This window comes from Microcoleus sp. B3-A4, from assembly GCF_036705385.1.
In the GTDB taxonomy this organism is placed as follows: domain Bacteria; phylum Cyanobacteriota; class Cyanobacteriia; order Cyanobacteriales; family Microcoleaceae; genus Microcoleus.
Genome location: NZ_JAUBUI010000011.1, coordinates 59,392 through 73,396 on the forward strand (window position 1 = coordinate 59,392; position 14,005 = coordinate 73,396).

9 protein-coding genes are annotated in these 14,005 nt (G+C 47.9%); 4 read left to right on the forward strand and 5 right to left on the reverse strand.

Going from position 1 to position 14,005, the window contains the following annotated elements; translation table 11 throughout:
• Positions 1-157: 157 nt before the first annotated feature.
• The 4 genes from fabZ to purC form a co-directional block, all read right to left on the reverse strand.
• A complete protein-coding gene (fabZ, locus tag QUB33_RS07870) occupies positions 158-679 on the reverse strand; it encodes a 3-hydroxyacyl-ACP dehydratase FabZ (protein WP_333349186.1) in 522 nt (173 codons plus the stop codon).
• A gap of 68 nt (positions 680-747) precedes the next feature.
• On the reverse strand, positions 748-1,602 hold the full coding sequence (gene lpxC / locus QUB33_RS07875; protein WP_333349187.1) for a UDP-3-O-acyl-N-acetylglucosamine deacetylase: 855 nt from the start codon (positions 1,600-1,602) through the stop codon (positions 748-750).
• Positions 1,603-1,860: 258 nt separating this feature from the next.
• On the reverse strand, positions 1,861-4,245 hold the full coding sequence (locus tag QUB33_RS07880) for a BamA/TamA family outer membrane protein (RefSeq protein ID WP_333349188.1): 2,385 nt from the start codon (positions 4,243-4,245) through the stop codon (positions 1,861-1,863).
• A gap of 185 nt (positions 4,246-4,430) precedes the next feature.
• Positions 4,431-5,159, reverse strand: coding sequence for a phosphoribosylaminoimidazolesuccinocarboxamide synthase (gene purC, locus QUB33_RS07885; RefSeq protein WP_333349190.1), 729 nt, complete (start codon positions 5,157-5,159; stop codon positions 4,431-4,433).
• A gap of 257 nt (positions 5,160-5,416) precedes the next feature.
• Between purC and QUB33_RS07890 the strand changes: the two genes are divergently transcribed.
• The 3 genes from QUB33_RS07890 to QUB33_RS07900 all read left to right on the forward strand — a co-directional run bounded on the left by QUB33_RS07890 (position 5,417) and on the right by QUB33_RS07900 (position 11,926).
• Complete coding sequence (locus QUB33_RS07890; protein ID WP_333349192.1) at positions 5,417-5,848, forward strand: response regulator; 432 nt, start codon at positions 5,417-5,419, stop codon at positions 5,846-5,848.
• Between the two features lie 124 nt (positions 5,849-5,972).
• Positions 5,973-9,389, forward strand: a complete 3,417-nt coding sequence (locus QUB33_RS07895; protein WP_333349194.1) for a response regulator — start codon at positions 5,973-5,975, stop codon at positions 9,387-9,389.
• Between the two features lie 206 nt (positions 9,390-9,595).
• On the forward strand, positions 9,596-11,926 hold the full coding sequence (locus tag QUB33_RS07900) for a DNA phosphorothioation-associated putative methyltransferase (protein ID WP_333349196.1): 2,331 nt from the start codon (positions 9,596-9,598) through the stop codon (positions 11,924-11,926).
• Between the two features lie 127 nt (positions 11,927-12,053).
• Here the strand turns inward: QUB33_RS07900 and QUB33_RS07905 are convergent, their stop codons facing one another.
• Positions 12,054-13,043 carry a LysR family transcriptional regulator gene (locus QUB33_RS07905; protein ID WP_333349197.1) on the reverse strand — a complete coding sequence of 330 codons (990 nt, stop codon included), beginning with the start codon at positions 13,041-13,043 and terminating at the stop codon, positions 12,054-12,056.
• Between the two features lie 133 nt (positions 13,044-13,176).
• Here QUB33_RS07905 and QUB33_RS07910 point away from each other — a divergent pair, with 133 nt between their 5' ends.
• Entirely contained in the window at positions 13,177-13,938 is a 762-nt protein-coding gene (locus QUB33_RS07910) for an iron-containing redox enzyme family protein (RefSeq protein WP_333349199.1), read from the forward strand.
• Positions 13,939-14,005: the final 67 nt, after the last annotated feature.

A 14,005-nucleotide genomic window follows, 5' to 3' on the forward strand; every position in this document is an offset into this window, starting at 1 on the left:
CGGATTTAACGGATGGATGTTGACAGAAGACGGAAGAAGGAAGAGGGAATTTTAGAAATTTTAAGATTGCGTCGTTCCGACGAACACTTAGCAGTTTTAATTTAAATTCAAAACTCACAAGTCACAATTACCCGCAAGCCCTCACCACTTCCCAAATTTAATCTACCATCGAAAACGTCAATTCTCCTTCACAAACTTTTTGTCCGTCTACTTCAGCCAGAGCCTGCATTTTTGCGAAGCGGCGGCGTTTTACCCACAGCAATTCTACAGTCATCAGCAACTGATCGCCCGGTACAACCTGACGACGGAACTTCACTTGATCGATTCCGGTAAACATCCACAATCCTTGCTTGATGTCGGGCAACTGAGCCAGAACGATACCGCCAACTTGAGCCATAGCTTCAACAATTAATACCCCAGGCATAATTGGCCGTCCGGGAAAATGCCCTTGAAAATGTGGTTCGTTGAAAGTCACATTTTTAATTCCTATAGCCTTCTCAGACGGCACGTAATCAACAATCTTGTCAACCAGTGCAAAAGGATAGCGATGAGGCAAGAATTTCTGAATTTCTTCGAGGGTAAAAGTAGATTTAACCGCTGGAGAATCCTCACCGTTTTCAGTGGGAAGGGATTCAGAATTCGCAGTATTGAGGGTGTTAACTTCAGTCAGCGTGGACATTGCTTGAAGACTTTTGAGTGTAGTATGGCAGAAGGAATATGCAATCTTAACAGAGCACGTGTTTTTTCCTAACTTTTATCTAGCGTAGCTAGAGCTTCCGATTTCAGGGATTGGGCGAGTTGGACGTGCAGATTGTGACTGGCTTTGTAAGCCAAGTAGTGAGCTTTTGGCCAAGTTCCGAGCAGACTGAGGTCGCCTACTAAGTCTAGGATTTTATGGCGCACCGGTTCGTTTGTAAATCTCAAAGGCGGGTTGAGCCACCCGGATCGATCGCAAACTAGGGCGTTCTCTAGGGTACCACCTTTGATCAAACCTGCTTGTCGCAATTGGTCAACTTGGCGAGCAAGTCCAAAAGTGCGGGCTGGGGCGATCGCGCTAGCAAAACTTTCTGCCTCTGGCGACCAACTGTACCATTGATTGCCGATCGCCTGTTCCTCAAAATCAATTCCGTAACTAAAGCGAGTGGACGCTGACGGTAAAGCCGCTGCAAAAGCATCCCCGTGACGCACCCAAATTGGCTCACTAACGACAAAGGAGGGAGTGGGGTCTTCATTGCATTCTTGAGGGACTAAGCCGGTATGGGCGATCGCCTCTACCCAAACCACAGCCGAACCGTCCAGCAGAGGCACTTCCGGCCCATCAACCTCTATTCGAGCATTATCCGCTCCCATCCCCGCCAAAGCGGCTAATAAATGCTCTACAGTGCGAATTTGAGCATCGATACCTGCCAGCTCAGTTGAAAGTGCAGTCTGACAAACTGCATCAATTTTTGCAGGAATTATCGGAGCACCAGGCAAGTCAATTCTGACAAAATAGCGACCTTCCCCAACTGCGGCGGGCAAAACTCGGACGCGAGTTTGTTCGCCGCTGTGCAAACCGATTCCCGAGAGTTCAAATTCAGATTTTAAGGTACGTTGAGTCATTAGTTATTGGGAATTGGGAATTGGGCATGGGGCATGGGGAATTGGGTCTCGGTAATTGGTTATTGGTTATTGGGCATCGGTAATTGGTTATTGGTTATTGGTTATTAGTTATTAGTTATTAGTTATTAGTTAATTACTACCAATTACCAATTCTAAATGTCCAATGCCCAAGACTTCGACTACGCTCAGTACGAGTGTCCCATGCCCAATTTCCCATGCCCAATGCCCAATGCCCAATTCCCAATTCCCAATTCCCAATTAGAATCGCTCGCCAATCCCAAAGTGAATTTGATTGTCGCCCGTGTCGTTGATACCGTAATCGATCCGGATCGGTCCTAAAGGAGATTGAATCCGCACGCCGAGGCCGTAACCGTAACCGCTACCGGGCTTTCCACGGATACCGGCAGGGTCGCCCGGGACATCTTCGCCCGTACCCAAGTCAGTGCCAGCATCCAAAAATAGCGCTCCGCCGATAAACGAAATAATCGGGAAACGGTACTCAACGCTGGCTTCTAGGAAGCTGCGACCAGCTCCCAGGTCGCCTTCGTCGTATCCGCGCACCGAGTTGGCGCCGCCTAAGGCGAAGGCTTCGTAGGGAGGCAAATCTCCGAATATGGTGCCGCCTCTAAAACTGAATGCCAGGGTTTGAGGGCCGGGGGTAAAGTTAGTGTACTTGACTGGTAGGTACAAGCTGTAGCTGGCCCGCAGGCGGTTTAACAGGATGCTGCCGGAACCTACAGGAATCGATTGTTCCACCCCAAACCTGAGCAGAGAACCGCTAGTGGGGCGGAGGGGGTCGTTGCGCCGATCGCGCACAACACCTGCTTGCAGTGTTGTCAAGTCGTCGGAGCCGGAATTGCTAAAACTTAACAGGTTGCCGAGTTCGTCCCGGGATTCGCGCCTGCCTTTGCGATCGGTAATTGAGACTCGCTGGTACTGCAAACCCACTGAAGCAGTCCACTCAGGATCGGCAAAAGGGTTGCGCGACAGGGGACGGGTGAAATTGATGCCGGCCCCGGTGCGATTGATGCGGGGTCGATCCTCGTTGGGCAATCTGACTTCCCGTTCGCCGCCGTCAAAAATCACGCTGATCGATCGTCTTCTAAACGCATTAATCGTATAAGAAGTCCGGTAAGGATCGCCCGCAATCCAGGGGTCAGTAAAACTCAGGTCAAACAGATTTTGGCGTTCCCCGATTTGTACTTCAGCGCCCAACTTCTGGTTCCTACCGCCCAAGTTTTGCTGCTGGTAACTCAGCGTACCGAACAAACCCGTCGCGGAACTCAAACCCGCACCCGCCGCCAAAGAACCAGTATTTTTCTCGATGACGTTGACAATTACCCTTGCCTTGCGGGGGTCAGTCGTTCCCGGTTCCAAGGCAAGTCGTACGTCTTCAAAAATTCCCAAACCAAACACCCGTCTCAAATCTCTTTCCGCCTTGGTGCGGTTAAAGATGTCTCCGGGCTTGAGTTCTACTTCGCGCGTGACGACAAAGCGACGGGTGTTGCCTCCGATCGGCTGACCCGTGGCATCTGTTGCCTCTCCCTCCTTGTTCAGGAAGCGGACATCAACCGATTCGATCTGGCCTTCTGCCACTACCAGGGTGACTGTCCCGTCGTCTCCTACTTGCGGGGCATCAGTGATTTGGCCCAAAACATAGCCGTTCTCTTGATACCACGCATTAATTTTTTTCACTCCCTCCTCAAAGCGGCGGAGGTTGAGAATTTTGCCGTATTGATCGCGGAAGCTTTCGTCAATTACGCTTTGGGGCAGCACTTGCTGACCGGTGATTGTCACTCCCCGCAGCACCGGATTTGGCTGCACAATAAAAGTCACCCGGACGCCCAACGGGGTGTCTTCGGGTACTGCCCGCACGTTTCTGAAAAAGCCTGTGGCAAAAATGGCGTTGATGTCTTGTTGCAGTTGGCTGCGGTTGGTCGTGCGTCCCGGTTGGGTGCTGATGACTCGGTAAATTTCGCTTTCGAGCTCGTCCGTCGCCCCGGTGACTGTAACTTCTGCAACTAGCACTTGCGGTTCTGCCGCCCCGGCGGGTGCGGGGGTTTGTCTGGGCTGCGGTGCTGGGCCAGGGGGTAATGGGGGAACGGTGTTAGCCGGCGGTCTGGTCGGGGCCGGTCTGGGGGTAACTTGGGCGTTTTGAGCGATCGCCCCTGATTCCTCTGGTTTCCCTAGCTCTGCTGCGATCCAGGCGGGCGTTACAGCCGATTCCTCGGGGGGGAGCGAGCTGTCCTGTTGCGCCTCTGGCAGGGCGTTTTGGCTGCTAGAGGCGGGGGAGGGGTTGGATGCTAGCTCGGCTTTGAGTTGAAGCAAGGAAGGCGAAACCGGGGAGGGCGTGTCTGTGAATCGGCCTTGGGGATCATCGCGGTCGGTCTCTCCTCTGGCAGGGGCCTCCGCTATTTTTAGGGCTTCGGCTTTGCTGGTTTTAGCAGCTTTGCGATTTTGAGGAGGATTTTCTGTTAATTCTGGAATGGGGCGATCGGGTAATTCGATCGACGGGGCGGGCGGAACGGCAGCCAAAGCTTCCTCTGCTGATTCAGAGTAGGATGTTTGGCCACTTGCCGAATTTGATAACCCGAATGTTGCTGAGGCAGTAAAAACTGCCACCAATACAGCAGATAAACGCATTTTTGTTCACTTTTTTGGGCAATCCACACACCACATTAGTCATTATTCATTAGTCATTAGTCATTAGTTATATAAGTCGGTTGAATTTCGCGCTGACCGCTAATTGATGACTGTTGACCGCTGATTGCTGACATCGAAAGCAGAAGGGTGACAAACTGTGCAATTCTAGCGCATTACCCAGGCCTCTAGACTGTCTGAGCGAGAACCCGTTGGAGAACTTGCTGGTAAGCAGTTTCTACCGATCCTAAGTCGCGGCGGAATCGGTCTTTGTCCATAACACGGGCGTCGGGGTCGGCTTCTGCGTTGTCCCAGAGGCGGCAGGTGTCGGGACTGATTTCGTCGGCGAGGATCAGATTTTGATGTTGGTCGATACCGAATTCTAGTTTGAAGTCTACCAGGGTGATGCCGCACTGGCTGAAAAATTCTTTGAGTATTTCGTTAATTTCGCGGGCGGCGATTTCTAGTTGGTCTACTTGTTCGGGGGTGGCTAGCTGCATTAGCAGCAGCCTGTCGCGGGTCAGCAGTGGATCTCCCAAATCGTCGTTTTTGTAATAAAACTCCACCAGCGGCGGATTGACAATTGTGCCGAGGGCGAGGCCGGTTTGCTTGCAAAGACTGCCGGCGGCAATGTTTCTGACTACGACTTCCAAGGGCAAGATTTGGACGCGACAGACTCGCATTTGGTTGGGGGCCGGCGTGTCGATGAAGTGGGTGGGGATGCCTTTGGCTTCTAGCATCCGAAACAGGTGGGCGGATACGGCGCAGTTGATTTCGCCTTTGCCGACGATGCTGCCGCGTTTCTGGGCGTTAAAGGCTGTGGCGTCGTCTTTGAAGTGGGTCAGCAAAATTTCGCTGTCTTCGGTGGAGTAGAGGATTTTGGCTTTGCCTTCGTAGAGTTTGCGATCGGCTGACATGGCGATTAATAATGTAGATGAGTTTTAGATTTTACCGTAGCTCGATCGGGCGTTATTGGCGAGTTTTTGGATTTCGGCTGCGCCCCTAAGAGCATGAGGGGCGAGTACACCTGTAGGTAGATACCGTCATCGGCCCAGGCATAAATGATTCTTTACAAAGGACAATAGAGATTAAAGCTGCTGGGTTCGCGATCCGTGTTGACTAAACCTCGCTAACCAGACAGGCGCTTAAAAAACATCTATAAAATGGCTGATTTATGGAAGACAAAAAAATTCATATTCTCTTGGTAGAAGATGATGAGGTTGATGTGATGAACGTCCGGCGAGCATTCAAAAAAAATAACATCGTCAACCCCCTCTACATTGCTGCCAATGGATTAGAAGCTCTGGCTATATTGCGTGGAGAAGAAAAAATACAGCCTCCAATGCCTCAAGCCCGCCGGTTGATTTTGCTGGACTTGAATATGCCGAGAATGAGCGGGATCGAGTTTTTGCAAGAATTGCGACTGGATGAATGTTTGAGGTCGATTCCGGTAATCGTCCTCACGACTTCTAATGAAGATAGAGATAAAGTAAAAGCTTATAATTTGAATGTAGCTGGCTATATTCTTAAACCTGTTACTTTTTCTAACTTTGTGGAAGTGATGGCTACCCTAAACAGATACTGGATGCTGAGTGAAATTCCCTAAAATAGAGGAAATTTAATAAAAAATTTATTTTTTAATGTGGCTTGGTGATTTTTCAGGGATGCAGTTGTTTTAATTCTTTTTTCCAGACTGCAGCTTTTTCGGAGTAATCCACAATTCGGTTGTTATGGACAAAATTCTCACAATTCTGATAGTTGATGACGATGCAGTCGATCGAATGGCGATCAAACGCTCGCTCAAGTCCGCTGGTGTTTCGGCAGAAGTTACTGAGGCAGAAGACTGCGCGGATGCGCTGGCCCAACTCTCGGTTAGCAAAAATTATACCCAGGCTACCGCACAACTCTCCAAACACAATAAATCTCAACCTTTAAGGGAGGTTGAGGAGACAGAAAAGGGGCTGCTATTAAATCAAATATTTGAGTGCAAATTTGACTGCGTATTGCTCGACTACGGATTGCCGGACGGAGACGGACTGAGTTTGGTAAAACATCTACGAGAAGCGGGGCTGAAAGTTCCCTTAATTGTGCTTACCGGTCAAGGCGACGAACAAATCGCTGTGGAATTGATGAAGGCAGGAGCTTCTGATTATATTGCTAAAAACAAGCTTTCTCCCGAAAGTTTGTCCCGCAGTTTGTCCAATGCCATGCGCCTTTACCGCGCCGAATTTCAGGCGTTTCATACCAGTCAAAAACTCAAGGAAAGTGAAGAACGATACAGGTTAGTTTTAGAGGGAGTGAACGACGGAATTTGGGATTGGGATTTAAGTAAAAATGAGGTTTATTGGAACGATCGCCTTTTGGAAATTATCGGTTTGTCGCGAAAGCAATTTGGCAGGACTATGGACGCTCTATACAACCGCCTGCACCCCGATGACAAGGAGGGAATCGTCGCGGCGATCGCCGCTCACTTGGAACAAGAAATAGACTATAATGTAGAATTTCGGCTGCTGCACTCGAACGGTCTTTACCGCTACTGCACTTCTCAGGGAAAAGCTCAGCGGACTTCCCAAGGAAAACCGCTGCGAATGGCCGGCATGATTAGCGACATTACTGAGCGGAAACAGGCGGAAGATGCTCTGGAAAGGGAACGGCAGCAACTGAGACAAATTATTACTTGCGTGCCTGTAGCAATGGCGATGTTCGATACACAAATGCGCTATATGGCTAACTCTAAAAAATGGGTTAGTCAATTTAATTTGGAGTTGCCGTCTCTGAATAATTTTAGCCATTACGAATTGTTTCCAGATACGCCGAATCGCTGGAAAGCAATGTACCAACAAGCGCTCAAAGGTCAGGTAGTTTCTGTGAGCGAAGATGCCTGGGAACGAGCCGACGGATCTGTTTTGTACCTGCGGTGGGCTGCTCACCCTTGGTACGATCCAGACGAGAAAGTCGGGGGAATCGTGATGGTTGCCGACAAGATTAATGAGCTAGTGGAAGCGCGGGAAACTGCCTTAGAAGCGAGCCGGGTGAAGTCGCAATTCTTGGCCAACATGAGTCACGAAATTCGCACTCCGATGAATGGGGTTTTGGCAATGGCTCAATTGCTGCTGCGCGCTCCTCTGGAACAGAAACAGCGGGACTGTGCTCAGACGATTTACCGCAGTGCTGAACACTTGCTAAATGTTATTAATGATATCCTCGATTTCTCTAAGATTGAAGCTGGAGAAATGCGGCTGGAAAAGGCTAATTTTGATTTGGATAGTTGCGTTGAGTCGGTGATAGAAATCATAGCGCATTTGGCAGAAGAAAAAGGTATTGAATTGAATATTTTAGTGGACAGCTCAGTGCCGAGAAAGTTGGTGGGCGACTTGGGCAGATTGAAGCAAGTTTTGCTGAATTTGACGGGGAATGCCATAAAATTTACCGATCGCGGTCAAGTTCTCGTTCACGTAACTGTGAAACAGGGCAACCGACTGGCAGACGGTAGACAAGAAGCAAGATTGCTATTTTCGGTGCGGGATACTGGCATTGGAATTTCGGCAGAAGGGCAAACAAAGCTGTTCCAATCTTTTTCTCAGGTAGACGATTCTCCTACTAGGCCTTACGGCGGGACGGGTTTGGGGTTGGCTATTTGTAAGCAGTTAGTGGAGATGATGTCCGGCGAGATTGGAGTTCGCAGTTTGCTAGGCAGCGGTTCGACTTTTTGGTTTACTGTACCTTTGGAAAAACAGTTGCCAGTTGAGCCTCACGATCCCGAACTTGCGGGCAAGAAGCTGTTAGTAGTCTCGGGAAACGCTTTGAGGAGGGCAGCGGTGCGATCGCTCGCTCAAAGTTGGGGTGCGCGCTGCGATGAGGCAGAAACTGCTGCTGAGGCTTTGAGTTGGTTGAAAAATGCCCAGGGCGGGATTTCTCAGAATTCGGGAGAGGGGGGGAAAAGCTGGGATGTGGTGCTTGTGGACTTGCAAATGCCGGACTTGGATGCGGAAGAATTTGCTAGGAAAGTGCGATCGACCTCGAGAGTTGGCTCGTTAATCGCCATGACTGCTTTGCGAGAACAGCCAAAGGCTGAATCGCTTTGCAGTCGAGGTTTTAACGGATATTTGATCGAGCCGGTGCGGCCAAGCCGCCTGCTTGAGGCTTTGCAGGCGCCGCTGAAGGGAACAGGAGATTTTGGCAGAGTGGAGGTTGCTAATACTTGCAAGTTGCCACCAGTTAATTCTCAATATGCTACTTCCAATTCGCCGTCATCGCTGAGAATTTTGGTGGCGGAAGACCACCCGATCAATCAACAAGTCCTTGTCGAACAGTTGGCAGCTTTAGGCTATCACGCTGACTGCGTGGTCAACGGTCAAGAAGCGCTGGATTTGCTGGCAAAAAAAAGCTATGATTTAGTGTTGATGGACTGTCAAATGCCGGTACTTGATGGTTACAAAACGGCGCAAAAGTTGAGGGAAATCGAAGGAAGCGAGCGGCATACTTTTGTGATGGCTTTAACTGCTCATGCTATGCCGGGGGAACGAGAAAAGTGTCTGGCGGCGGGGATGGACGATTATCTCAGCAAACCTGTAGATTTAGATGCTTTGGCGGCGGCCCTGAAAAAGTATGAAGCCCTAAAGGTTCAGAGTGAAAATAAGTATGGAGTTAAAAGTATTAATTCGGAAAACAAATCTCAATTAGCAACAAATTATACAGAAGTTGTCGAAAAAGCGCAGGTGATGGCTCTGCCGACACCAAGGGCGATCGCACTTCAAACTTGGGAACATAGAGACTACGACGGACTGTTCGACAAGAGCAGATTGGAGCAACTCGGACGAGTTAATATTAAATTGCCCGAGCGACTTTTGCAAGCTTTTGTGGCAGACGCGCAAGCTGACTTGGCTGCTGCCAAAAGAGCCGTAGAAGCTAAAGATTGGCAAGCTGTGGAATATCAAGCACACCGTCTCAAGGGAACTTCGGCTAACGTGGGAGTTGCTCTGATGTCGGATTTGGCCACACAATTGGAGCATCAAGCGCGAGGCTTTCAATCTGAACCACCAGGAGTGGAATTGTCAAAGATGGAGAGGGTTGAAAACATATTAGTGAGTTTGTCCAGTCATTTAGCCCGTGTTCAAGAATTTGTGGAAACTCGAATGTTTGGTTAATATCTTACTCGCTCGGAGTCGATATTAGTCGGCGATTAAAATCCCCATTACAAAAACGAAGTCCCTCTCTAAGAGACTAAGAAATAAAGCGGTACGGTACGGAGTGTGCATCCTACATATAGAAATTCTAGGAAAATTTTGTTTGTTTCTTCACTCCTTGTCCTCTGCGTTCTCTGCGGTTAATTAAAAAAATAATTAATTTAGCTATGAATTACGATACCAGTACAAACACTATTTTAGATAGCGATTCATTAGAAAATGATGAAAAGCTGCTAACGCCTTTGATGAGTTTTGCTCGGGAAATTTTATTGTATGAAAACGAGGCTATTTCTGAGCAAGATTCTGTAAAGGCTGTGCCGTACTCACCAGAGGAAATGAATAATTTTTGTGTTGACAATCTGGTGGCAAAAGTGGCTCGCTGCTGTCGGGAAAGCAAGGTAGGGAAAAAATTACCGACGGCTTTTTACGTTCACGTTTCGGCTTTGCAGACACTCAACCCTCTCCTGGGAATCTACGAAAATTGTGCCAGACGCACTCTCGAAAATATTGATGAAGCAACTTTAGTTAAAGTTTCACTCCATCAACCTAAAATATCTTATCTTTTTTACCCTGATTTCGATACAGATGCTCATCCAGCTTTGCAAACCAGCATCCAGATTAATCTAGCAACAGGGGAAGTTAAATATTTTGATTACAGCAACAGCGAAAATCCCCCTGTTTTGCACCGTAAGGAAACTTTTGTAGCTGCGGATTATCCCAATTACGAAAAGTTTGCGCGGCTGACTCGCTGCGAGGAAAAGTGGGGCCTGCTTGACAATACTAGCGTTATCGGCACTCGCGAGGGTTGGCTCAAATATTTGGGATATTGCGGTGTAGAAATCCAAGATCATACTGTTGTCGAGCGTTTCAAACAGGAGAATAGCGAGGTATCAATTCCTAAAATCGAGCGGCACAAAGCTGCAATGGTACGCAATTCCCTTTCTAAACCCCTGCGTCTGGTTTTAGAAGCTGATTTAGTGAGGGACGGGGCGACTTTTTTTGATTACGGTTGCGGTTACGGCGGGGATGTTAAATATATTGCACAAGAGGGTTATGCTATTTCTGGTTGGGACCCATACTATCAGCCGGATACTCCGCGAATTTGTGCTGATATTGTGAATATTGGTTATGTGATTAATGTCATTGAATCTTTGGCGGAACGGCGAGAAGCTTTGCTGAATGCTTGGGGATTGACTAAAAAATTATTAGTGGTAGCAGCTCAGGTTTTGATTGACGATCGCCAACAAGGTCAAATTGCTTACGGGGATGGGGTGATTACTTCTCGGAATACTTTTCAGAAGTATTACGAACAAGAGGAGTTGAAGGTTTATATTGACCAAGTTTTGAGTGTGGATGCAATTCCTGTTGCTTTGGGGATTTATTTTGTGTTTCGGGATGCTGCGGAGGGTGAAGGTTTTCGCGCTTCTCGGTTTCGATCGCGCTTATCAACTCCCAGAGTGCGATCGCAAGTTAAGCGGTTTGAGGATTATGCGGAAATGCTGGCTCCTTTGATGGCTTTTGTGAGCGATCGAGGCCGCCTTCCGGTTAAAGGCGAACTAGCGGAAGAATCGGCGATTAAGGAGGAGTTTCACAGTTTTAATCGTGCTTGGAGGGTGATTTTGCAAGCAACGAATGCGGATGATTGGGAGACAATCGCCGACAAGCGCCGCCAGGATTTGCTGGTGTATCTGGCTCTCAACGGTTTGGGCGATCGGCCTTCAATGCGCCGACTCCCAGCTCAAATCCGCAACGACATCAAAGGTTTGTTTGACAATTATCAAAAAGCTTGCACTTTGGCTGATTTAATGCTATACAGTTTGGGCAAAGCTGATATTGTTGCGGATTGCTGCGAAGATAGTGCGATCGGCTACAAACAGCCCGGTACTCTTTCAGTTCACGTCTCTGCATTAGAAGAACTAGACCCTTTGCTCAGGCTCTACGAAGGCTGCGCCAACCGCACAATTGGCAGACTTGACGGCGCGACAATTATCAAATTTTACGCTCGCAGACCTCAGATTTCCTATTTATTTTATCCCGATTTTGACACTAACCCGCATCCAGCCCTTCACACTTCTATGCACATAGATTTGCGCGACCTTTCTGTGAGCTATCAAGACTATTCTGATGTGTATAATCCACCAATTTTAGTGATAAAAGAAGCTTTTGTTACTGCTAGTTATCCCCATTACGAAAAGTTTGCGAAACTCACCCGCCAAGAAGAAAAGTTAGGTATTCTAGATCGTGGCGTAGTTAAGAAACATCGGGAATGGATGAAGTGTTTGGAGGAAAATTGCGTTAAAATTAAGGAGCATAAGTTGTTTTGGCGATCGAATGCCGATCCAGAAAAATTAAAAATGCTGCAAAAAGCTGCGTCGGAACGCCAGCCGAAAAAGATTGAGTTTAATGCAGGAAAGATTGAACAAACCGCAGAGGGCGCAGAGGACACAGAGGATGGAAAAAAAGAGGCAGAAGAAGTTATGTCTTTAAGAATCGAATAGAGAAATTGGCGATTGAAATCACTTCTACACAAAATGTGTGGCAAAGTAAAGTAAATTAGTAAAAGCGGCTGAACTAAGGCGTTAGGTCGCTTTCGTTATTTCTTATAACATAATTTCTAAACTGTGTTCACCAAGAATCCAGAAGGGACAGGTTCATTACCTCCTGAATGACCTTGAGAAATTGACGTAAAACAATGGACGAATCTTCCTGTCGCCAAACAACAGCAATCTGCCGATTTAGGGCTGCATTTTGGAGCGATCGATAAACGACTCCCTCACGGTGCAGCGTTTGAACATGGTTGGGTAAGATGGACACGCCAACGCCTGCTGCAACTAAACTGAGCAGTGTGACAACTCCAGTTACTGTGACAGTTTGATTGATTTTCGGTTCAAAGCCAGCCTCCCGACAAAGAGTGACAACTTTTTCATAGAAGGGCAATACATCAAGGGAAGGTAAGATGATCGCATCGTCTGCTAGTGCTTTCAGAGAAATTTTACTTTGGTCAGCAAGGGCGTGTGTGGTTGGTAACGCGACAACGAAATACTCTTCAAGAATGGGTTGAAAACTCAAGGCTGGATCGTTCTGCTCAAAGCTGGGAGAGCGCTGAAATATCACGTCTAATTGATGGTTCTTGAGCATCTGAATCTCATGCTGAATCGTGACTTCGTGCAGTTCTAGCTCTACCTTTGGAAACCGTTGCTGAAACTCTTGCACTACCTCGGGCAGAATCGTGTTTGCAATGGAATTGTTCATGCCGATGATTAAACGCCCTATTTCACCTTGACTGGCCTGTCGTGCATAAGAAACCGCTCGATTGAGATGAATTAACGCTTGCTGCGCTTCTACCAGGAAAGCTTGACCCGCTTCAGTTAACTCAATCGGACGTTTGCTGCGATCGAACAGTTTTACTGCCAACGTTTTCTGATGGGTACTCAACAATTCTTCAAGCGCCTGAATTCTCTGACTGAGGGGAGGTTGCTTAATTCCTAAACGCTTTGCTGCCTCGCTGAAGTTGTTGTTAGCCTGCACCACTGCGATGAAGTAGCAAATCTGTCGAAGCTCAAACTGGCTGAGATGCTGGAACTCCATACCCATCCTTACTATATTTTCAAGCATATTTTGTTATGCACTTCTTATCTCATAGCATATAAAGACTTGCTGGACTGACCGATCGGGCACAGATACGCACCTCAAGTGCTGTACCTTTGACCTCTGTGGCAAGACAACGCCTACTCTAAAGGAGAATTTTATGAAGGTAAATTCAACGATTGCCACTACATCCAGTCGTCTAAATCGGGAAATTGAATTACCACCTGAAGTCGAAGTGCAAAAGCAGGCAATAGGTGAAAGAACGATCGCCTATTGTAACAAATCGCTCGATCGCAGCCGATTTTTCAGCCTGCTTAAAGAGGGAGAAATCACCCCGTCCATCATGCAATATGCCTTCCTACAGTACCAACTTTGGCGGGATCGTCTGCATCAGTGGTTTGGATTATGCATCGTCAAAGCAGGAAGTTGCACTGACCCGGATCAGAAAGCAGCAATCATGTCCCTAGCCGATCACACATTCACAGATTTGCAGGATGGTCATAGTGAGATGTATTTGGAATTTCTCCACAATCTTGGACTGAGTGATGCTGAAATCAAGGCATCTTGTCGGAGCGCGGCTACAGTATCGTATGAGCGCTCATTCTTTGACGACTTCGGCTATGGAACGAATAACTTCTACGAAGCACTGGCAGCGCTCAGCGGGCGAGAGCTATGCGTGGCAGTACGCAATGTGAGAATTCTCCAGTATTATTTCGATGCCCGCAGCATGAAGCACCCAACCTGGCTAGCATTGCACGCGGAATTGGAGGTCGATCATTTTCATGATGCCATTCGTCCGGTGCTGATCCGTTACGGTGAGGATTCAGCGAAGATTGCCGATCTTATGAAGGCAGTCGAGCACGGGATCGATCGACATTTGCAATATTTCGAGGAGCTGCTGCATGAATACGAATCCCGGTAGTTCTACGAAAATCATAAAAAAGTAATGATGAACTATAGGTGTGAACAAAATACCAGGTTGCACCAAT